Annotated in this window: 10 protein-coding genes; 2 read left to right on the forward strand and 8 right to left on the reverse strand. The window is 73.2% G+C overall.

Annotated elements, in window-relative coordinates:
- Positions 1-150: 150 nt before the first annotated feature.
- The 3 genes from ACW14Y_RS39690 to ACW14Y_RS39700 form a co-directional block, all read right to left on the reverse strand.
- Positions 151-13974: a DUF7927 domain-containing protein gene (locus ACW14Y_RS39690; protein WP_456985245.1), complete on the reverse strand. Its 13824-nt coding sequence runs from the start codon at positions 13972-13974 to the stop codon at positions 151-153.
- Positions 13975-14248: 274 nt separating this feature from the next.
- The gene (locus tag ACW14Y_RS39695) at positions 14249-14848 is read right to left on the reverse strand and encodes a fasciclin domain-containing protein (protein WP_456985247.1); all 600 of its coding nucleotides are present in this window, start codon (positions 14846-14848) and stop codon (positions 14249-14251) included.
- Positions 14849-15008: 160 nt separating this feature from the next.
- Positions 15009-16526, reverse strand: a complete 1518-nt coding sequence (locus tag ACW14Y_RS39700; protein WP_456985248.1) for an MFS transporter — start codon at positions 16524-16526, stop codon at positions 15009-15011.
- Between the two features lie 285 nt (positions 16527-16811).
- Between ACW14Y_RS39700 and ACW14Y_RS39705 the strand changes: the two genes are divergently transcribed.
- Both ACW14Y_RS39705 and ACW14Y_RS39710 read left to right on the forward strand, forming a co-directional pair.
- Positions 16812-17384 carry a hypothetical protein gene (locus ACW14Y_RS39705; protein WP_456985249.1) on the forward strand — a complete coding sequence of 191 codons (573 nt, stop codon included), beginning with the start codon at positions 16812-16814 and terminating at the stop codon, positions 17382-17384.
- Between the two features lie 229 nt (positions 17385-17613).
- Positions 17614-18348, forward strand: a complete 735-nt coding sequence (locus ACW14Y_RS39710) for a hypothetical protein (protein WP_456985250.1) — start codon at positions 17614-17616, stop codon at positions 18346-18348.
- 43 nt (positions 18349-18391) lie between these two features.
- Here the strand turns inward: ACW14Y_RS39710 and ACW14Y_RS39715 are convergent, their stop codons facing one another.
- The 5 genes from ACW14Y_RS39715 to ACW14Y_RS39735 all read right to left on the reverse strand — a co-directional run bounded on the left by ACW14Y_RS39715 (position 18392) and on the right by ACW14Y_RS39735 (position 22636).
- Positions 18392-18649 (reverse strand): hypothetical protein, encoded by a 258-nt coding sequence (locus ACW14Y_RS39715; RefSeq protein WP_159400532.1) that lies wholly within the window; start codon positions 18647-18649, stop codon positions 18392-18394.
- An 86-nt stretch (positions 18650-18735) separates the two neighbouring features.
- Entirely contained in the window at positions 18736-19623 is an 888-nt protein-coding gene (locus ACW14Y_RS39720; protein ID WP_456985251.1) for an alpha/beta fold hydrolase, read from the reverse strand.
- 6 nt (positions 19624-19629) lie between these two features.
- The gene (locus ACW14Y_RS39725; RefSeq protein WP_380391638.1) at positions 19630-20298 is read right to left on the reverse strand and encodes a dihydrofolate reductase family protein; all 669 of its coding nucleotides are present in this window, start codon (positions 20296-20298) and stop codon (positions 19630-19632) included.
- A gap of 143 nt (positions 20299-20441) precedes the next feature.
- Complete coding sequence (locus tag ACW14Y_RS39730) at positions 20442-21455, reverse strand: alpha/beta hydrolase (RefSeq protein WP_456985252.1); 1014 nt, start codon at positions 21453-21455, stop codon at positions 20442-20444.
- 113 nt (positions 21456-21568) lie between these two features.
- A complete protein-coding gene (locus tag ACW14Y_RS39735; RefSeq protein ID WP_456985253.1) occupies positions 21569-22636 on the reverse strand; it encodes an alcohol dehydrogenase catalytic domain-containing protein in 1068 nt (355 codons plus the stop codon).
- Positions 22637-22741: the final 105 nt, after the last annotated feature.

The raw sequence follows: 22741 nt of genomic DNA on the forward strand, positions 1-22741 counted from the left end.
CGACGCGGCGGCGCCGCGCACGGCCGCCGGGTCGCGCCGCCGCGTCCGACCGCCACGCCCGACCGCCGGGTCACGTTGCCGGGTCGCGCCGCCGCGAACCACCGCCGGGCGGCCGGCAGAGCCGACCGCCCGGGCGATGTTCGGCGGACGTCAGCGGCGGGAGCGCCGCGCCGTCACCAGCAGGCCGCCGAGGGCGAGGAACAGCACGGTGAGCAGCAGTGCCGGCTTCGGGCTGCCGCTGCCGGTGGGCGGCAGCGGAGGCCGAGTCGTCGGGCTGGGGCTCGGGCTCGGCAGCCCGCGGACCGTGGTGGTGGTCGAGCAGTTGCCGCTCGCGCTCACCGCCGCCGCCCGCCGCGCCCCGCCGCCGCCATTGCCGCTGCCGTTCCCGTCGGCGCCGCCGGGGCAGTTGGACCCGTCGGCGGAGAGCCGGTTGACGAGCGTCGCTCCACCCGCCCCCGGCTTCACGGTGACGGTGTAGCTGAGCGTCGCCGTCGCTCCGGGCCGGAGGTCCAGCGTCCACGTCAGGCGCGGCGCCGCGTAGGCGGTCCGCCCGGTGTCGGCGTGGGCGTCGAGACCGTAGACCGCTCCGTCCAGGACCCCGGAGAGGTCGTCGGTGACGACCGCGCCGAAGTACGTGCCACCGGCCCGGTTGGTGGCGGTGACGGTGTACGTGACCCGGTCACCGGCCTTCGGGTCCGCCGGCGTCGCGCGCTTGGTGAGCAGCAGGTCGTGCCGCGCGGTGATCGGCACGGTCGGGCTGGCCACCGTCGTGTGAGCGGTCGCGTCCGGGTCCGGCCCGCCCGTCACCACCACCGTGTTGAGCGGGACGGCCGTGGCATCCGGATCCAGCGTGCCGGTGAGCGTCCAGCCCGCCGTCCCGCCGACCGGGATCTCGACGGCCGGGCAGGTCGCCGTTCCGTCGGTGATCGGGCAGGCGGTGCCGTCGTCCGCCGTCATCGAGGCGCCGTTCACCCCGGCGGGCACCCGGTCCGCGACCACGACGTTCCGCGCCCGCGAGGGCCCGTGGTTGGTCACGGTCACCCGCCACTGGATCCGCTGCCCGGCGACGACCGGGTCGGTCAGCAGCACCTTGGCGACGCTCAGCCGCGCCTGCGCCGACGGCGACTCCGAGGGCGAGGCCACCGCCGTGTGCGTGGGTGTGGCCGGGTCGGGGCCGCCCGTGACGGTCGCCGTGTTGGTCGGCGTGACGGTCGCGCCCGGGTCGAGCGTCCCCTTCACCGTCCAGGAGAGCGTCCGGCCGACCGGGATCTCGACGGCCGGGCAGGTCGCCGTCCCGTCGGTGATCGGGCAGGCGGTGCCGTCCTCCGCCGTCATTGAGGCGTCCAGCACACCGGCCGGGATCCGGTCCGTGACGACGACACCCCGGGCCAGGGAGGGCCCCTCGTTCGTCACGGTCACCCGCCACTCGACCGCGGCACCCGGCATGACCGGGTTGGTCACCAGCACCTTGGCGACGGTCAGGTGCGCCTGGGGCACCGGCCCGACGGACGGGCTGGCGACGGTGGTGTGGGTCGGCGTGGCCGGGTCGGGCCCGCCCGTGACCGTCACGGTGTTGGTCGGAGTGACGGTGGCGGCGGCGTCCAACGTTCCGGTCAGGGCCCAGGTCCGGGTCTCCCCGACCGGGATCCCGACGGCCGGGCAGGTCGCCGTCCCGCCGGTGATCGGGCAGGCGGCGCCGTCCTCCGCCGTCATCGAAGCGTCGTTCACTCCGGCGGGCACCCGGTCCGTGACCACCACGTCACGGGCCACGGACGGGCCCCGGTTGGTCACCGAGACCTGCCACTGGATCCGCTGCCCGGGCACGACCGGATCGGTCAGCAGGGCCTTGGAGACCGAGAGGCGGGCCTCCTGCACCGGCGTGCCCGACGGGCTGGCGACGGCGGTGTGGGTCGGCGTGGCCGGGTCGGGCCCGCCGGTGACGGTGACGGTGTTGGTCGGTGTGACGGTGGCGCCGGCGTGGAGCGTGCCGGTCAGGGTCCAGGTCCGCGTCTCTCCGGCCGCGAGCTCCACGGCGGGGCAGGTGGCGGTCCCGTCCGTGATCGGGCAGGCCGTGCCGTCGTCCGCCGTCATCGTGGCGCCGTCGACCCCCGCGGGCACCGGGTCGGTGACGACGACGTTCCGGGCCCGCGAGGGCCCGTGGTTGGTGACGGTGACCCGCCACTGGATCTGCTGTCCCGGTACCACCGGGTCGGTAACCAGCACCTTGGCGACGACGAGGTTGGCCTGCGGCTCGGGACTGCCGGTCGGCGAGGCGACGGCGGTGTGGGTGGGCGTGGCCGGGTCGGGCCCGCCGGTGACCACCACCGTGTTGGCCGGCGTGACGACGGCATCGGGGTCGAGCGTGCCGGTCAGGGTCCAGGCCAGGGTCTCCCCGGCCGCGAGCTCCACGGCCGGGCAGGTGGCCGTCCCGTTGGCGACGGCGCACGCGGTGCCGTCCTGGGCCGCCATCGAAGCGTTGGACACCCCTGCGGGCACCCGGTCGGTGACGACGACGTTCCGCGCCCGCGAGGGCCCGTGGTTGGTCACCGTCACCCGCCACTGGATCCGCTGCCCCGGTACCACCGGGTCCGTGACCAGGACCTTCGCGACGACGAGGTTGGCCTGCGGCTCGGGACCACCGGTCGGTGAGGCCACCGCCGTGTGCGTCGGCGTGGCCGGGTCCGGCCCGCCCGTGACCACCACCGTGTTGGTCGGGGTGACGGTCGCGTCCTGGGCCAGCGTGCCGCTCAGCGTGTACGAGGCCGTCTCCCCGACCTCCAGGTCGATCGCCGGGCAGGTGGCGCTGTCGTTCGCGACGGGACAGGCGGTGCCGTCCTCGTCCGACGCCATCGAGGCCCCCGACACCCCGTCCGGAACCCGATCGGTGACGACGACGTTCCGGGCCCGGGAGGGTCCGTTGTTGACCACGGTCACCCGCCACTGGATCTGCTGTCCGGGTACCACCGGGTCGGTCACCAGCACCTTGGAGACCGTCAGCTTCGCCTGCGGTTCGGGACTCGCGGTCGGCGAGGCGACGGCGGTGTGCGTCGGCGTGGCGGGATCGGGCCCGCCGGTGACCACCACGGTGTTGACCGGCGTCACCGTGGCGTCCTGCGCCAGCGTCCCGCTCAGTGTGTAGGTGACGGTCCCACCGACCGGGATCTCGACCGGCGGGCAGACGGCGGTGCCGCCCGTGACCGGACACGCCGCCCGCGTCGCGTCCGGCGAGAGCGAGGCGCCGACGACACCCTCCGGGATCCGGTCGCTCACCACGACCTCGCGGGCCACGCTCGGCCCGTTGTTGGTCACGCTGATCCGCCAGGCGATCGTCTCACCGGGCACGACCGGGTCGGTGAGCAGCGCCTTCGACACGGTGAGGCTCGCCCGGGGCTCGACCGTCTCGCTGGCGTGCGCGGTCGCCGTGTGGGCGGTCGCCGTCGGATCGGGTCCGCCGGTGACGACGGCCACGTTGACCGGAGTGCTGGTCGCCGCCGGGTCGAGCGTCCCGGTGACGGTGTAGGAGACGCTGCCGTCGGCCGGGATCTCCACGGCCGGGCAGGTCGCCGTCCCGCCGGTGATCGGGCAGTTGGTCCCGTCGGCGTCCGAGGTCATGGCCGCGCCGTTGACCTGCGCCGGGACGGTGTCGGTGACGACGACGTTCCGGGCCCGCGAGGGGCCGTGGTTGGTCACCGTCACCCGCCACTGGATCTGCTGCCCGGGGACGACCGGGTTGGTCAGCAGCGCCTTGGCGATGCTCAGGTTCGCCTGCGGTGTGGGTACGGCGGTCGGCGAGGCCACCGCGGTGTGCGTGGGTGTGGCCGGGTCCGGACCGCCGGTGACCGTCACCGTGTTCGTCGGCGTCACGGTCGCGTCCGGGGCGAGCGTCGCGGTCAGCGTGTACGAGGCGGTCTGCCCGACCTCCAGCTCGATCGCCGGGCAGATGGCCGTCCCGCCGGTGATCGGGCAGGCGGACGCGTCGGCGTCCGACTGGAGGACGGCGTCGGAGACCCCGTCCGGGATCCGATCGGTGATCACGACGTTGCGCGCCTTGGACGGACCGTTGTTGGTCACCGTGACCCGCCACTGGACGACCTCGCCCGGAACGACGGGGTCGGTCAGCAGCGCCTTGGCGACGGTCAGGCTCGCCCGCTGTTCGGGACTCGCGGTCGGCGAGGCGACGGCGGTGTGCGTCGGCGTGGCCGGGTCGGGCCCGCCGGTGACGACGGCCGTGTTGGTCGGCGTGACGGTCGCGTCCTGCATCAGGGTGCCGCTCAGCGTGTAGGAGACCGCCTGTCCGACCTCCAGCTCGACCGCCGGGCACGTCGCCGTCCCGTTCGCGATCGCACAGACGCTCCCGTCGCCGGCCGTCATGCTCGGCCCGCCGACCCCGTCCGGCACCCGGTCGGTGACGATGACGTTGCGGGCGCGGGAGGGTCCGTTGTTGGTGACGGTGACGCGCCACTGGATCTGCTGTCCGGGGACGACGGGGTTGGTGAGCAGCGTCTTGGAGACGGTGAGGTTGGCCTGCGGCGTGGGCGTGTCGGTGGGTGAGGCGACGGCGGTGTGGGTGGGTGTGGCGGGGTCGGGTCCGCCGGTGACGGTTGCGGTGTTGGTGGGCGTGACGGTCGCGTTGGCGTCGAGCGTGCCGGTGAACGTCCACGTCATCGTGGCGCCGGCCGGAATCTCGACCGCCGGGCACGTCGCCGTTCCGTTGTTGATCGGGCAGGGCGTGTTGTCGGCGTCCGCCTTCATGCTGGCGCCGGTCACGCCTGCCGGCACGGTGTCGGTGACGACGACGTCGCGGGCGCGGGAGGGGCCGTTGTTGGTGACGCTGACCTGCCACTGGATCTGCTGTCCGGGGACGACCGGGTTGGTGAGAAGCGCCTTCGAGACAGTCAGATTGGCCTGTGTCGAAGGCGTGTTGGTGGGCGAGGCCACCGCCGTGTGGGTCGGGGTTGCGGGGTCGGGGCCCCCGGTGACCGTGGCGGCGTTGGTGGGCGTGACGGTCGCGTTGGCGTCGAGTGTTCCGGTGAGTGTCCAGGTGAGGGTCTGTCCGACGGAGATCTCGACGGCCGGGCAGGTTGCGGTGCCGTTGTTGATCGGGCAGTTGGTTCCGTCTGCTGCCGTCATGGCCGGGTTGTTGACCCCGGTGGGCACCTGGTCGGTGACGACGACGTCCCGGGCGCGGGAGGGGCCGTTGTTCGTCACACTGACCTGCCACTGGATCTGCTGTCCGGGGACGACCGGGTTGGTGAGCAAGACCTTCGACACGGTGAGGTTCGCCTGCGCCGAGGGTGAGTTGCTGGGGCTGGCGACGGCCGTGTGGGTCGGTGTGGCCGGGTCGGGTCCGCCGGTCACCGTAGCGGTGTTGGTCGGTGTGACCGTGGCGTCCTGAGCCATGGTTCCGGTGAGCGTCCAGGTCAGGGTCTGTCCGACCGGGATCTCCACGGCAGGGCAGGTCGCCGTCCCGCCGTTGATCGGGCAGGCCGTCCCGTCGGCCGCCGTCATCGAGGCGTTGCCGACCCCGGCCGGCACCTGGTCGGTGACGATGACGTTGCGGGCGCGGGAGGGTCCGTTGTTGGTGACGCTGACCTGCCACTGGATCTGCTGTCCGGGGACGACCGGGTTGGTCAGCAGCACCTTCGACACGGTGAGGTTCGCCTGCGCCGAGGGCGAGTTACTGGGGCTGGCGACGGCCGTGTGGGTCGGTGTGGCCGGGTCGGGTCCGCCGGTGACGACAGCCGTGTTGGTCGGTGTGACGGTCGCGTTGGCGTCGAGAGTGCCGGTCAGCGTCCACGTCAGCGTCTGGCCGACAGGGATCTCGATGGCTGGGCAGGTTGCGGTGCCGTTGTTGATTGGGCAGTTGGTTCCGTCGGCTGCCGTCATTGTCGGGTTGTTGACTCCGGTCGGAACGGTGTCGGTGACGACGACGTCGCGGGCGCGGGAGGGTCCGTTGTTGGTGACGCTGACCTGCCACTGGATCTGCTGCCCGGGGACGACCGGGTTGGTGAGCAGCGACTTTGAGACAGTCAGATTGGCCTGTGTCGAAGGCGTGTTGGTGGGCGAGGCCACCGCCGTGTGGGTCGGGGTTGCGGGGTCGGGGCCCCCGGTGGCCGTGGCGGTGTTGGTGGGCGTGACGGTCGCGTTGGCGTCGAGGGTTCCGGTGAGCGTCCACGTCATCGTGGCGCCGACGGGGATCTCGACGGCCGGGCAGGTCGCCGTTCCGTTGTTGATCGGGCAGGGCGTGTTGTCGGCGTCCGCCTTCATGCTGGCGCCGGTCACTCCGGCTGGCACGGTGTCGGTGACGACGACGTTGCGGGCGCGGGAGGGTCCGTTGTTGGTGACGTTGACCTGCCACTGGATCTGCTGTCCGGGGACGACGGGGTTGGTGAGCAGCGACTTCGAGACGGTCAGGTTCGCCTGTGTCGAAGGCGTGTTGGTGGGCGAGGCCACCGCCGTGTGGGTGGGGGTCGCGGGGTCGGGTCCGCCAGTGACTGTTGCGGTGTTGGTGGGCGTGGTGGTCGTGTTGGCGTCGAGGGTTCCGGTGAGTGTCCAGGTGAGGGTCTGCCCGACCGGGATCTCCACGGCCGGACACGTCGCCGTTCCGTTGTTGATCGGGCAGGGCGTGTTATTGGCGTCCGCCTTCATGCTGGCGCCGGTCACTCCGGCTGGCACGGTGTCGGTGACGACGACGTTGCGGGCGCGGGAGGGTCCGTTGTTGGTGACGTTGACCTGCCACTGGATCTGCTGTCCGGGGACGACCGGGTTGGTGAGCAGGACCTTGGAGGTGGTGAGGTTCGCCTGTGTCGAGGGTGAGTTGCTGGGGCTGGCGACGGCGGTGTGGGTGGGTGTGGTGGGGTCGGGTCCGCCGGTCACTGTGGCGGTGTTGGTGGGCGTGGTGGTCGCGTTGGCGTCGAGCGTTCCGGTGAGCGTCCACGTCAAGGTCTGCCCGACGGGGATCTCCACGGCAGGGCAGGTCGCCGTACCGCCACTGATGGGGCAGGGAGTGCCGTCGGCTGCCGTCATCGCCGGGTTGTTGACCCCGGCTGGCACGGTGTCGGTGACGACGACGTCGCGGGCGCGGGAGGGTCCGTTGTTGGTGACGTTGACCTGCCACTGGATCCGCTGCCCGGGGACGACCGGGTTGGTGAGCAGGACCTTGGAGGTGGTGAGGTTCGCCTGTGCCGAGGGTGAGTTGCTGGGGCTGGCGACGGCCGTGTGCGTGGGCGTCGTGGGGTCGGGTCCGCCGGTGACAGTGGCGGTGTTGGTGGGTGTGGTGATCGCGTTGGCGTCGAGCGTTCCGGTGAGCGTCCACGTCATCGTGGCGCCGACCGGGATCTCCACGGCTGGGCAGGTTGCGGTGCCGTTGTTGATCGGGCAGTTGGTTCCGTCGGCTGCCGTCATGGCCGGGTTGTTGACCCCGGTGGGCACCTGGTCGGTGACGACGACGTCGCGGGCGCGCGAGGGTCCGTTGTTCGTCACACTGACCTGCCACTGGATCTGCTGCCCGGGGACGACGGGGTTGGTGAGCAGCGACTTCGAGACGGTCAGGTTCGCCTGTGTCGAAGGCGTGTTGGTGGGCGAGGCCACCGCCGTGTGGGTCGGGGTTGCGGGGTCGGGGCCCCCGGTGACCGTGGCGGTGTTGGTGGGCGTGAAGGTCGCGTTGGCGTCGAGCGTTCCGGTGAGCGTCCATGTCATCGTGGCGCCGACCGGGATCTCGACGGCCGGGCAGGTCGCCGTTCCGTTGTTGATGGGGCAGGGCGTGTTGTCGGCGTCCGCCTTCATGCTGGCGCCGGTCACGCCTGCCGGAACGGTGTCGGTGACGACGACGTCGCGGGCACGGGAGGGTCCGTTGTTCGTCACACTGACCTGCCACTGGATCTGCTGGCCGGGGACGACGGGGTTGGTGAGAAGCGCCTTCGAGACAGTCAGGTTCGCCTGTGTCGAAGGCGTGTTGGTGGGCGAGGCGACGGCGGTGTGGGTCGGTGTCGCGGGATCCGGGCCACCGGTCACGATCGCGGTGTTGGTCGGAGTCACGGTCGCGTTCGCGTCGAGAGTGCCGGTGAGCGTCCACGTCAGCGTCTGGCCGACAGGGATCTCGACCGCCGGACACGTCGCGAGAGCGTTGGCGATCGGACAGTTGGCTCCGCCGGTGTCCGCCGTCATCGAGGCGTTGCCGACCCCGGCCGGCACCTGGTCGGTGACAATCACGTTCCGCGCCAGGGAGGGTCCGTTGTTGGTGACGCTGACGCGCCACTGGATCTGCTGTCCGGGGACGACGGGGTTGGTGAGCAGAACCTTAGAGGTGGTCAGATTGGCCTGCGGCGAGGGAGAGTTGGTCGGCGAGGCGACAGCCGTGTGCGTCGGCGTGGCCGGATCGGGCCCGCCGGTCACCGTGGCGGTGTTGGTCGGTGTGACCGTGGCGTCCTGAGCCAGGGTTCCGGTGAGCGTCCAGGTGAGGGTCTGCCCGACCGGGATCTCGACGGCCGGGCAGGTCGCCGTTCCGTTGTTGATCGGGCAGGGAGTGCCGTCGGCTGCCGTCATGGCCGGGTTGTTGACGTCGGCCGGCACCTGGTCGGTGACGACCACGTTCCGCGCCCGGGAGGGTCCGTTGTTGGTGACGCTGACGCGCCACTGGATCTGCTGTCCGGGGACGACCGGGTTGGTGAGCAGCACCTTCGAAGTGGTGAGGTTCGCCTGCGCCGAGGGCGAGTTGGTGGGCGAGGCCACTGCCGTGTGGGTGGGGGTCGCGGGGTCGGGCCCGCCGGTGACGGTTGCGGTGTTGGTGGGCGTCACGGTCGCGTTGGCGTCGAGCGTGCCGGTGAGCGTCCACGTCAGCGTGGCGCCGGCCGGGATCTCGACGGCCGGGCAGGTCGCCGTACCGTTACTGATGGGGCAGGGAGTGCCGTCGGCCGCTGCCATCGAGGCGCTGCCGACCCCGGCCGGAACGGTGTCGGTGACGACCACGTTCCGTGCCAGAGAGGGTCCGTTGTTGGTGACGCTGACGCGCCACTGGATCTGCTGTCCGGGGACGACCGGGTTGGTGAGCAGCACCTTCGAGGTGGTCAGATTGGCCTGCGGCGAGGGCGAGTTGGTCGGTGAGGCGACAGCCGTGTGCGTCGGCGTGGCCGTATCGGGCCCGCCGGTGACCGTCACCGTGTTGGTCGGTGTGACCGTCGCGTCCGCGGTCAAGGTGCCGGTGAGGGTCCAGCTCAGCGAGGAACCCGCGGGGATCTCGACGGCCGGGCAGGTGGCGACCCCGCTGGTGATGGGGCAGTTGGCGCCGCCCGTGTCGGCGGTCATCGTCGGGCCGGTGACGCCGGTCGGTACCTGGTCCCGCACGACGACGTCGCGTGCCCGCGACGGGCCGTTGTTGGTCACGGTGACCCGCCACTGGATCTGCTGTCCGGGCACGACCGGGTTGGTGAGCAGGACCTTCGAGGCGGTGAGGTTGGCCTGCGGCGACGGCGAGCCCGAGGGCGAGGCCACGGCCGTGTGGGTGGACGCGGTCGGGTCCGGTCCGCCCGTGACCGTCACCGTGTTCGTCGGCGTCGCCGTCGCGTCCGCGGTCAAGGTGCCGGTGAGGGTCCAGCTCAGCGAGGAACCCGCGGGGATCTCGACGGCCGGGCAGGTGGCGACCCCGCCGGTGATGGGACAGTTGGCGCCGCCCGTGTCGGCGGTCATCGTCGGGCCGGTGACGCCCGCCGGTACCTGGTCCCGCACGACCACGTCGCGTGCCCGCGACGGCCCGTTGTTGGTCACGGTCACCCGCCACTGGATCTGCTGCCCCGGCACGACCGGGTTGGTCAGCAGGACCTTCGACACCGTCAGGTTCGCCTGCGGCGAGGGGCTCGCGGTCGGGGAGGCGACCGCCGTCCGGGTGGAGGCCGCCGGGTCCGGTCCGCCGGTGACCGTCACCGAGTTCACGGGCGTCGAGGTCGCGTCGGAGGCGAGAGTGCCGGTCAGCGTCCAGGTCTGGGAGGAGCCGGCCGGGATCTCGACTGCCGGGCAGGTCGCGACGCCGCCGCTGATCGGGCAGCCGGTCCCGTCCGAGGCCGTCATCACGGGGTTGGTCACCCCGGCCGGGACGGTGTCGCTGACGACCACGTTCCTGGCGCGCGAGGGGCCGTTGTTGGTGACGGTGACCCGCCACTGGATCTGGCGGCCGGGGACCACCGGATCGGTGAGCAGGACCTTGGAGACGGTGAGGTTGGCCTGCGGCGACGGTGAGCCCGAGGGCGAGGCCACGGCGGTATGCGTCGGGGTAGCGGGGTCGGGTCCGCCGGTGACCGTCACCGTATTGGTCGGTGTGGTGGTCGCGTTGGCGTCCAGGGTGCCGGTGAGGGTCCAGCTCAGCGAGGAGCCGGCCGGGATCTCGACGGCCGGGCAGGCGGCGACGCCGCTGGTGATGGGGCAGTTGGCGCCGCCCGTGTCGGCGGTCATCGTCGGGCCGGTGACGCCGGTCGGCACCTGGTCCCGCACCACGACGTCACGCGCGCGTGACGGCCCGTTGTTGGTCACGGTGACCCGCCACTGGATCTGCTGCCCCGGGACGACCGGGTTGGTCAGCAGGACCTTCGACACCGTCAGGTCCGTCTGCGGCGACGGCGAGCCCGAAGGTGAGGCCACGGCGGTGTGGGTGGACGCGGTCGGGTCCGGTCCGCCCGTGACCGTCACCGTGTTCGTCGGCGTCGCCGTCGCGTTCGGGTCCAGCGTGCCGGTGAGGGTCCAGTTCAGCGCCTGCCCGGCCGGGATCTCGACTCCCGGGCAGGTCGCGACGCCGCCGCTGATCGGACAGGTCGTACCGTCCGGTGCCGTCATCACGGGGTTGGTCACCCCGGCCGGGACGGTGTCGGTGACGACCACGTTCCGGGCCCGGGACGGACCGGAGTTGAGGACGTTGACCCGCCACTCGATCCGCTGCCCGGGCACCACCGGGTTCGTCACCAGGGACTTGCTGACCTTGAGGTTCGCCTGCGGCGAGGGGCTCGCGGTCGGGGAGGCGACCGCCGTTCGGGTGGACGCTGCCGGGTCCGGGCCGCCGGTGACCGTGACCGTGTTCGTCGGCGTGGTGGTCGCGTTGGCGTCGAGGGTCCCGCTGAGGGTCCAGCTGAGCGAGGAGCCGGCCGGGATCTCGACCGCCGGACACGTCGCGGTCCCGCCGCTGATGGGGCAGTTGGCGCCGCCCGTGTCGGCGGTCATCGTCGCGCCGCTGACCCCGGCCGGGACGGTGTCGGTGATGACCACGTTCCGCGCCCGGGACGGCCCGTTGTTGGTCACCGTCACCCGCCACTGGACCGGCTGCCCGGGCACGACCGGGCTGGTGAGCAGCGACTTGGAGACGGTGAGGTTCGCCTGCGGCGAGGGGCTCGCGGTCGGCGAGGCGACCGCGGTGCGGGCGGTGGCCCCCGGATCGGGGCCGCCGGTGACCACCGCCGTGTTGGTGGGCGTCACGGTGGCGTTCGGGTCCAGGGTTCCGGTGAGGGTCCAGGTCTGCGAGGAGCTGGCCGCGATCTCGACGGCGGGACAGGTGGCGGTGCCGCCGCTGATCGGGCAGTCGGCCCCGTCGACACCCTGGCGCATCGTCGCGCCGGTGACGCCGGCCGGCACCTGGTCCGTCACGACCACGTTCCGGGCCCGGGACGGCCCGTTGTTGGTCACCGTCACCCGCCACTGGATCTGCGCGCCGGGCACGACCGGGTTGGTCAGCAGCGTCTTCGAGATCGTGAGGTTGGCCTGCGGCGAGGGGCTCGCGGTCGGGGAGGCGACGGCGGTGCGGGTGGAGGCCGACGGGTCGGGGCCGCCGGTGACCAGCGCCGTGTTGGTCGGCGTCGCGGTCGCGTTGGGGTCGAGCGTGCCGGTGAGGGTCCAGCTGGCGGTGCCGTTCACCGGGATCTCGACGGCGGGGCAGGTGGCGGTGCCGCCGCTGATCGGGCAGGCGGCGCCCTCCTGGTCGTTGGCCATGCTCGCGGCGGTCACGCCGGCCGGGACCTGGTCCGTCACCACGACGTTGCGGGCCCGGGACGGGCCGTTGTTGGTGACCTTGACCTGCCACTTGATCTGCTGCCCCGGTACCACGGGGCTGGTCAGCAGGGTCTTCGAGACGACCAGGTTGGCCTGGTTGCCGGGCGGGACGGGGTTGGCGGTGCTGGTGCAGCTGGGGGAGCAGTTCGGGTCGGTGGTGCCGCCCGGCGGGGTGACGGTGGCCCGGTTGTCGAGGGAGCCGGTGGCGTCGGCGGGGACGGTGCCGGTGAGGCGGTAGGTGACCTGGCCGCCCGCCGGGAGGTCGACGGTGGTGTTGATGTCGCCGGTGCCGGAGGCGGGGCTGCCGCAGCTGCCGCCCCCGGCGGCGGTGCAGGTCCAGGAGAAGTTCCGGATCGTGGTGGGCAGGGTGTCCTTGACCGAGGTGCCGATGGCGTCGGAGGGGCCGTCGTTCTTGACCACGATGGTGTAGGTGAGCGGCTGGCCGGGCACGTACGGGTTCTTGTCGGGCGTCTTGGTGACCGACAGGCCGGTGGTGACGCGCCCGGGTGTGTCGACGGTGCTGGAACAGGTCGGACCGCAGTTGGGGTCGGTGCTGGCGGCCGGGCGGGTCACGGTCGCCGTGTTCGACAGGGTGCCCGTGGTGGCCGACGGGACGATGCCCGTCACGGTGTACGTCACGGAGCTGTTGGCCGCGATCGTGGCCGTCGTGTCCAGGTTGCCGGTGCCGCTCGCGGCGCCGCAGCTGCTGCCGGTGCCACCGGAGGCGCAGGTCCAGGTGAAGCCGGACAGCGCGGACGGCAGCGCGTCGCGGACGGCCGCGTTGACGGCCGGCGCGGGCCCGGCGTTGCTCACCACGAAGGTGTAGGTGAGCCGCTGTCCCGGGACGTACGTGGTGGGGGAGGCGGTCTTCTTGACGGACAGGCCGACCTGGGTGACCCATTCGAGGACGATCTCGCCGTTGCCGCCGTTGGTGTAGCCGCCGCCGTCGCCGATTCCGCTGCCGCTGGTGTACTGGGCGTCGCCGCGGCCGCCCGAGGTGCCGCCGACGCCGTTGCCGCTGCTGTTGGTGCCGTTGGAGGTCTGGGTGTTGGTGACGCCGGTGCCCCGGTTGTAGCCGGAGCCGCCGCCGCCCATGCCGTTGGCGTCGAGCGTTCCGCCGCGCTGGCAGGCGCCGCCGCCACCGCCGTAGTAGCCGCCGCCGCCTCCGCCGCCGCCCTCGTTCTGCGGGCTGGAGGCGCCGCGGCCGCCCTGGTACTGGGCTCCGGCGGTGGCGGCCGCGCACGCCGTCTGGGTGGCGGCGGCGCCGCCCGCGCTCTGGGTGCCGCCCCGGCCGGAGGCGGCGGGCTGGTTGTCCTGGCCGCCGTTGCTGCCACCGCCGCCGCCCGCCGCCGGGGTGGTGGCGTCGGCGCCGGGGGAGGAGCCGCCGCCGCCACCGGCCACCACCAGTGGGTTGGTGCCGGAGGCGCCGTTCCACACGGCGCTCATGCCGCCGCCGCTGCCACCGGTCGCGCTGGACCCGTTGGCGGCCGTGTAGCCCTGGCCGCCGGCGCCGCCGCCGCCGTACGTCGAGGTGGTGCTGTTCAGCCGACCGCCCTGGCCGACGGTGAGGGTCAGTGCCTGACCGGGTGTCGCCGCCAGGGTGCCGGTGGTGTAGCCGCCACCGCCGCCGCCGTACTGGCCGGTGTAGTAGTCGCGGGGAGAGCCCGCGCCGCCGGCGCCGAACACCCGGGCGTAGACGGTGGTCACGCCGGCCGGCACGGTGAAGGTCTGGTCGCCGCCGCTGTAGGTGACGCGGGCGCAGTTGGTGAAGCTGCCGCTCGGCGTGCACGCGGTCAGGGCCCGCTGCTCCCGGGGCAGGCCCTGCGGACCGTAGGCGGGAGGGGCGGCGGCGAGCGCCAGTCCGCCCTGGGGGACCAGGCACAGGAGCGCGAGCGCACCGCGCATCGCCGTCCGGAACCGACCGCCGAGCAACGACCTCACCGGGGCCATCCGGCGTCTCCTCTCGCGACCGTGCACGCACGGGCACAGCTGGGCGGACAACACGACAAATCAGGCGAATGAACGCAGATGAGATCAGAGACTGTCGAGAAGAAGCGCCCATTGGGACGATCTGATGACGTGTCAGTCAGCTTTTGTGCCGGAATCCGCGCTTTCGGCCCATCCCGGTCACCGTTCGGCGCAACCGGCCGGAGCGGCCCGGATGGCGCGGCCCCGGCACGGGGCGGGGGCCGCCGGGCCGGGGCCGGGGCCCGCGTGCGGAGCGTCAGCCGAAGGCCGGCACGGTGTCCAGGATCGCGAGCCGCGCGTTGGCCGTCCTGATGCTGCCGCACAGCACCTGCGCGCCGCCGACGCGGTAGTCCTCGCCGCTGCCGGTGGCCTTGATCGCGGCGCCCTGGAGCGAGGTGTACTGCTTGTCCTGGAGGTCGTCCTTGCGCAGGTCGCGGACGACGATGAGCTTGCGGACCAGGTCGCCGGCGCCCTGCTGGGTGGTGAGGGCCTTCTTCTGGTCCTCGCTCAGCTTCGCGAAGGCCGCGTCGTTCGGGGCGAAGACGGTGACGTTCTCCATCGAGTCGAAGATGTCCTTCGCCTTGGCCGTCTTCACCAGGGCGGACAGCTGGGAGAGGTCCTTGGTCTGGTCGATCGCGCCCAGTACCGGCAGGCGGCCCATCGCGTCGAGGCTGCCCGCGCCGTCGCCCGGCATCGCCGCGCAGGCCTGGCCGAAGGCCTTCTCGGGCGGCGGGGGCGCGACAGCCACCGGGCCGGGCCCGCCGGTCCCGGCGTCGACGCCGCCGCAGCCGGCGAGCGGGACGACGGCGAGCGCCAGGGCCGTGAGGAGGGCGGGGCGGTGGGTACGGCGGCTCATACGGGGATCCTCCAGGGGGAACCGGTCGAATCGTGCCGGATACGCCCCAGATGGTGACACCGCGCCGAGCCGCCGCCCGGGAGATCGGGCCCGCACCGCACCGCCCGTCACCCGTGCGGAGCCGTCCCCGGACGGCGACGGCACCTGGTGGGACCGGTCGCTACGTGGTCCGGGTGGGTTCGACCGCGCCGAGCGGGGCGGCCAGCGACTCCAGGCTGCGCCGTTCCGCCCTGACGCCGATCGCCGCCTCGACCAGTCCGGCGAGGGTCATCAGGGTCGCGCCGATGCAGAACGCCAGGGTGGTGTCGGAGACCTTCCCGCTGCTCACCAGGCCGTTGAACAGCAGGGGGCCGCTGATGCCGCCGACGGCGGTGCCGACGGCGTAGAAGAAGGCGATGCACATCGCCCGGGTCTCCAGCGGGAAGATCTCGCTGACCGTCAGATAGGCGGAGCTGGCGCCGGCGGAGGCCAGGAACAGGACGGCCGTCCAGCACGCGGTCATGGTGACGGCGGACAGCGAGCCCTGCTGGAAGAGCAGCGCGGTGCCGAACAGCAGCACGCCGGAGCCGATGTAGGTGCCGGCGATCATCGGCTTCCGTCCGACGGAGTCGAACAGGCCGCCCAGCAGCAGCGGTCCGAGGAAGTTGCCGACCGCGATCACCGCGAAGTAGTAGCCGGTGTCGCCCTCGGGAACGGCGAAGTACTTGGTGAGGATCACCGCGTAGCCGAAGGTCACCGCGTTGTAGAGAAAGGCCTGCCCGATGAACAGCGACAGGCCGAGCACCGTGCGGCGCGGGTAGCGGGTGACGACCGTGCGGGCGATGGTGCCGAAGCCGAGCGGGCCGCGCTCGCGGATGCGGATCGGTTCGCCCTCCACCGGCGGCAGTTCGCGGCCGTACTCCTCCCGCACGATCCGTTCGGCCTCGGCCACCACCTCCTCGGCCTCCTCGGCCCGGCCGTGGGTGAACAGCCAGCGCGGACTCTCCGGCACGTGCCGGCGCACCAGCAGGATGACCAGGCCGAAGACCACGCCGATGCCGAAGGCCAGTCGCCAGCCCAGATCGGTCGCGAACAGGGCGGTGTTCAGCAGGGCGATGGAGGCGAAGGCGCCCATCGCCGCGCCGATCCAGAAGCTGCCGTTGATCACCAGGTCGATCCGGCCGCGCACCCGGGCCGGGATCAGCTCGTCGATCGCGGAGTTGATCGCCGCGTACTCGCCGCCGATGCCGAATCCGGTGAAGAAGCGGCAGAGGAAGAAGAACCAGGCGCTCCACGAGAACGCGGTGACGGCGGTGGCCACCAGGTAGACGGCCAGGGTGACCATGAAGAGCTTCTTGCGGCCGAGCCGGTCGGTCAGCCAGCCGAAGAACAACGCTCCGCTGCACGCCCCCGCGACGTACACGGCGGCCGCGATCGTGGTGACCTGCGTCGTCGAGATGGCGATCCCGCTGCCGCTCTGGGCGAGCCGGGCCGCCATGTTGCCGACGATCGTCACCTCCAGACCGTCGAGGATCCAGACCGTCCCCAGCCCGATCACGATCCGCCAGTGCCAGCCCGACCACGGCAGCCGGTCCAGCCGCGCGGGGACGTCGGTCTCGATCACCCCGTCACCGGGGCGGTCCCGGGCCGGTGCTGGTTGCCGCGCCTCTCGCTCCGTGCCCTTCGCCGGGTCGGCCATGGTGAACCCCTTCCCTCGCGCCGGTAGGACCCCCGGCGTCTGCCCGGATCCCGCACGACCACACCACACCACATCGAACCGCCCATCCTTCGCATACCGCCCACTCGGGCCGCGCCGCAGCCGGGACGCGAGGTCCTGCGGTGTCCGGTTCCGGCAACTCCCGGGTCCGGAGTGGTGGTTGAGGGTGCGGCGCGACATGCTGTCGGCGGGTGTGCGGCCCACCCGGCGGGCGAGGGAGTGCCGGGCCCCGTCCTCGGCTCCGGACTTCGGAAAGGCCTGTTCCCCATGGACGAGACGCTGGATCGCTTCCTGCCCGTGTACGGGCACCGAACGGTTCACGGAATCACTCTGGCGGCGCCGCCGGAGCAGGTCTGGGCGGCGCTGCAGAAGGTCACGCTGGCCGACCTCCCGCTGCCCCGGCTGCTGCTGGCGCTGCGGACCCTGCCCTCGCGGTTGCGCGGCACGGGCCCCGACCTCCTGGACCGGTCGGTGCCCCTGGCGGAGCTCTTCCGCCGGGACGACCGCTGGGTGACCCTGGCCGACGAGCCGGGGCGGGTGCTGGTGCTGGGCCGGGTCGCGCGGTTCTGGGACCCGGTGCCCCGGGCGCCGGCGCGACTGGGTGACGGCGGCGGGGGGTTCGTGGCGTTCGGCGAGCCGGGCTGGGCGAAGGCGGTGATCTCCCACGAGGTGTTCGCGCACGGCGGCGGCTCACGACTGGTGACGGAGACACGGATCCAGGGCACCGACCCGCGCGCGAGGCGGCGCTTCGCGGCGTACTGGTTCCTGATCCGCCCGGGAGTCGGCCTGATCCGGCGCAGCGCCCTGGCTGCCGCGGCCCGCCGCTGCGAGGGGCCCTGAGAAACTCTTCTGCGGGGCTGTCACGTCTGTCGTGGGCTGCCTTCCCACCTGACCAGCGGCCTCATCCTGTCCTCCCTCGGCGCGGTGATCAGCTGCCTGCGGGCCCGCTCCTCTGCCTCGCCCCCGGGACAGTCGCCCCCGGCCTGGGCCTCGCGGCCTGACCGGGACCGTGCAAGGCCAGGTCCGGTCCGGCGAATCCTGGCACGCCGCACCTCGGTACGCTGGGGCGATGCTGCTCCCCGCCGTCCCGCGCATTCGCCTGCGTTCCGCCGTTGCGCCGTCCGTCGACACGCCGTTCGGCCCGCTGGCCTTCGCCACGAGGATCGGGAACACCGTCCTTCCGCAGGTGCCCGACGAATTGTTCGAGCTGCCGGGCGACCGCACGCTGGCCCGCTGGGTGACGCCCGGGGCCACCGTCGAGTTGCTGCTGACCCCGTACGATCCCGAGCTCGACCCCGAGACCTGGGGGCCGCTGACCGGTTGCCGCGCGGCGGTGTGGCGGATCGATGCCACCGCGCCGCTCGGGCGGGTGCGGTTCTCGGCGGAGCTGCCGACGTGGCTGCCGGAGGGCGCCGACGCGGGGTGGGACGGGGGTCAGGGGCTGGCCGCTGTCACGGTGGAAGACGACGCGACCCGGCTCACGGTGGGCGGCAACGACGAGGAGGCGATCTGCTGTGCAGCCCTCCAGGGAGAGGCGCCCCGGCGGTGGGCTGCGCTGATGGACGAGGTGTACGACCATTTGTTCAGCTCCTGGGGTGTGGACTTCGGCCGCCACGGCATGTCCTGGGCGCTGCCCCCGCTGGAGGCCGGCGACCACTGCGAACTTCCCGTCGTGGCGGCCTGGGCCCCGGCCGCCGACGAGAGTGCGAACACCTGGTACGCCGTCATGCCGTCGTCGACGGTTGTGCTGAGGCAGGTCACTGCCGAGCCGGCAAAGGGGGCCGACGCGTCGAACGCGGGCTGATCACGCTCCGGGCCGGAGGGGTGTCGACGCCGACGGCGACCACCTAGCGGTCGGGGGCGGCGTCCTCGATGGCGGCGAGCAGGAGCGCGTGGACGGTGGCCGCCGCCTCCTGGGTGGCCGGGTCGGGGTCCGTGAGCTGGGGGGTGATCAGCTCGGCGGCCGCGGCGAGGAGCGGGACCGGCACGGTGGCCTCGCGCAGGTGGAGGAGCTGCGAGGCGGCGCGCTCGCCGGGGGTGGCCCGGGTGCGGGCGTCGGGGATCAGGGAGGTGAGGCCCCGGGGGAGGGGCTGGGTGCTGGTCACCCGGTCCATTCTTCCGCCTCCGGGGTGCCGGCGATCACCACGGCCGGCCGGTGGGTTCCCCGCCGCGCCCGCCCCCGGGGTGCGCGTCAGGTCGGATCGGTGGGTGGCTCCTCCGGTCCGGGGTTCGACAGGGCGCCGAGGCCGAGCATCGCCGCCGCGACCGCGTCCGCCGCGGCGTCGGGGATCCCGATGGCGGCGTGGTCGAGGACGAGGAGCCGTGCGCCGGGGATCTCGCGGGCCAGGGCTTCGCCGTTGCCGAGGGGGAAGAGGGGGTCGTGGCGGCCGTGGACGACGAGCGTGGGGAGGCCGAGCGTGGGCAGGCGTTCGCGCCAGCGGGGTCCGCAGTCGAGCCGGGTGAACACGGTGCCCAACTGGTTGGCCAGCTGGACCGGGGGCGCGGTGCCGGGGGTGCGGTCCCAGATGCGCGCGGCCCGTTCGCGTGCGGCGGCGGGGTCGTCGCCGCGGATGCCCGCGCCGACGGCGGCGAACTCCGCGACCGCCTCGCGGTCGCTCCAGTCGGGCATCGGTCGGGCGAACAACCGGCCCATGACCGCCCGGTCGTGGTCGGGGAGGTCCTCGTCGGGCGGGCCTGGGGCGACCGGGCGGGTGCCGGCCAGGGTGAGGGCGGAGAAGGCGTCGGCGTGGTCGAGGGCGGCGACCTGGGCGACCATCCCGCCGACGCCGGTCCCCGCGAGGTGCGCGGGCGCCCCGCCCAGTGCGTGGGCGAGGGCGGCGGCGTCGGCGGCGAGGTCGCGCAGGGTGTAGGCGGGCGCCTGCGGGTCCACCGTCGCCGACTCCCCGCTGTCGCGCAGGTCGTAGCGCACCACCCGGCGTCCGCCGGCTGCGAGGCGCTCGCAGAGCGCGTCGGGCCAGGAGAGCATGGTGGGCCCGCCGGCGAGCAGGACGAGCGGTGCGTCGTGGTCACCGAAGGACTCGATGCCCAGGACGGTGCCGCGGACGGCGACGGTGGCCATCTCAGCTCACCGGCCGTCGCTGCTGCTGTTGCCGTCGCTGTCGCCGCCCCGGCCGAGGCCCCGGTCGGGCGCGCTCATGTCGCCCGTCGCGGGGACGCCGTCGACGCGGGCGTAGCGCAGGTACACGGTGCCCTCGGGCCCGGCGGTCGGCGGTTCGAGGAGGGCGAGGTTCGTGGGGACGGCGCCGCCGTCGAACACCTTCTTCCCGACGCCGAGCACGATCGGGTGCACCCACAGGTCCAGGCGGTCGAAGAGCCGCTCCCGCAGCAGGGTCTGCACCAGGTCCAGGCTGCCGACGACCTTGACGTTCCCGTGCCGCTCGCGGATCTCCCGCACGGCGGCGGCCAGGTCCGGCCCGAGCTGCGTGGAGCCGTCCCACGGGAGCTCCGGCGTGCCCCGGGAGGCCACGTACTTCGGGACGCGGTTGAACAGCTCGGCGATCTCGCCGTCCTTCTGGTGCGGCCAGTACGCGGCGAAGATGTCGTACGTCCGCCGGCCGAGCAGCAGGGCGTCCGTGCCCTCGTACGCGGCGAGGATCTGCGCCCCGGTGACCTCGTTCAGCAGCGGCGCCTGCCAGCCCCCGAACGGGAACCCCGTCGGGTCCTCGTCCGGTCCGCCCGGTGCCTGCGCGACGAGGTCGAGGGTCGCGAACAGCTCGATCTGGACGATTCCCATGTCTGTACTCCCGGAGTGCGTGGATGTCCCTTCGAGATGTAGACCGGCCGGGACCGGAAAACTCATCGCCACGCCGGTACCCGGTTTTCCCGGCCCGCCGGCCGGGGGCCGTGCACGGTGGCCCCCGGCGCGCGGTCGCGGTGTCAGGCCGCGACCGGTACGGCGTCGAACTGGCGGGCGAGGTAGTCGAACCAGGTCCGGTGGAAGGCGGTGGCCAGCCGGGAGCCGGGGGCGATGAGGTCGAACGCGTGGTAGGCGCCGGGGTAGAGGTGGAGTTCGACCGGGACGCCCTGGGCACGCAGCCGGGCGGCGTAGTCGAGGTCCTCGTCCCGGAAGCAGTCGAGGTCGCCGACGGTGATGAACGTGGGCGGCAGCTCGGCGAGGTCGGCGGCGCGGGCGGGGGCCGCGTACGGGCAGACGTCCTCGGTGCCGGCGCGGTCGCCCAGGATCGCCTGCCAGGCCAGCAGGTTGGTCGAGCGGTCCCAGATGCCGATGTCGGTGATCTCGTGGCTCGACGCGGTCCGGTTGCGGTCGTCGAGCATGGGATACGTCAGCGACTGGAACAGCGGTGCCGCGGCGCCCCGGTCGCGGACCAGGAGGGTCGTGGCCGCCGCGATCCCGCCGCCGCCGCTCTGGCCGGCGATGCCGATGCGGGTGGCGTCCAGGCCCAGGGCCTCCGCCTCCCGGCAGAGCCACTGGTAGGCGGTGAAGCCGTCCTCGGCGGCGCCGGGGGCGGGCGTCTCCGGGGCGAGCCGGTAGTCGACCGAGGCGACGGCGCAGCCGAGGCTCGCCGCGAGTTCGCCGAGCCACGGCTCGTCCTGGGCGGCGAAGCCGAGCACCTGGCCGCCGCCGTGGAACCAGAGCAGGACCGGCAGCGGTCCCGAGGCGGTGGTGGGACGCAGCAGGCGGACCGGCACCGGCACGTCGAGGCCGTCCGGGCTGTCCCCGCCGTCCGCTCGGCCCGCTCGGCCCGCTCGGCCCGCTCGCGTCGCGAGGTGTTCCTCGACGGCGACCGACGGATTCGCGGGCGAGCTCTCGGCGGCGGACTCGGCCTGGGCACGGAACGCCGCGCGCGTGGTGGCCAGGTCGGTCAGGTCGAACGCGCCGTTGGGGGTCATCGGGACCGCGTCGAGGGCCAGGCTCAGCTCCTGGTCCATCAGCCGACGGGAATCGGGCCTGCGGGAATCGTGCCGACGGGAATCGTGCGTGCGGGTCTCGGCCATGGTCGTGCCTGCTTTCGAGGAGGGAGGGATCAGCGGGTGAGGACGGTTCAGGCGTCGAACGTGTCGATGACGACGACACCGGTGGGCCCGTACGTCTCCAGGGACTCCAGGACCTCGCTCGCCTCGTGGAGGCCGACGGTGCGCGAGACGATCCGGCCGGGGCTGAGCCGGCCGGCGGCGATCATGTTGAGCATGGTGCCGAAGCGCTGGCCCTGCATGCCGAAGGCGCTCACGAATTCCAGCTCCTTGACCATCATGACGTCGATCGGCAGGGCGACGTCGCCCTGCTCCGCGGCGGTGGTGTGCCCGAGCTGGAGGTGGCGGCCCCGGGTGCGCAGGGACAGCACCGAGTTGCGGCAGGCGGCGGCGATGCCCACGGCGTCGACCGACACATGGGCGCCGCCGCCGGTCAGGGTCTTCACGGCCTCGACGGGGTCGGTCGCGGCGGCGTTCACGGTGTGGACCGCGCCGAGCGCGCGGGCGGCGTCCAGCTTGTCGTCGGTGATGTCGATCGCGATGACGTTGGCGCCCGTCGCCGCGGCGATCTCCACCGTCGACAGCCCCGTGCCGCCCCCGGCGCCGTACACCGCGACCCACTCGCCGCCGCGGACCCGCGCCTGGTCGACGACCCCGTGGAACGCCGTCATGTAGCGGCAGGCCAGCGCGGCGACGTCGGTGAAGCCGACGCCCTCGGGCACCTCGACCAGGTTGACGTCGGCGAAGCGCACCATGACGTACTCGGCGAAGGCGCCCCAGTACGAGACCCCGGGGACCAGGGAGTCCACGTGCTCGCAGACGTGCTGGTTGCCGCTGCGGCAGAACTCGCACGAGCCTTCGCCGGGGTTCATCGGGAAGATGACGCGGGCCCCCTCCTTCCATCCCCGGACGTCGCGGCCGACCTCCACCACGGTGCCGGCGAACTCGTGGCCGAGCACGAACGGGGCCTCGACCCGAGGCCCGCCGGTCCAGAACTGCCCGGCCCACAGGGCCCAGTCGGTCCGGCAGATGCCGTTCGCCCCGACCCGCACGATCGCGCCGTCCGGCGGGCAGACGAGGTCGGGCACGTCCTGGAGGACGAGCGGGCGGTGGAGTTCCTCGATGACTGCGGCGCGCATGGCGCGGCCTCCTCGTGCTGCGGGGCGAAGACGCGTGGAGCGGGGAGCCGTCACGCGAAGTCCACCGGTTCAAGTGGTGGACCTGGAAGCTAGCCGCTTGTTCGG

It is taken from the genome of Kitasatospora sp. cg17-2 (genome assembly GCF_054031055.1).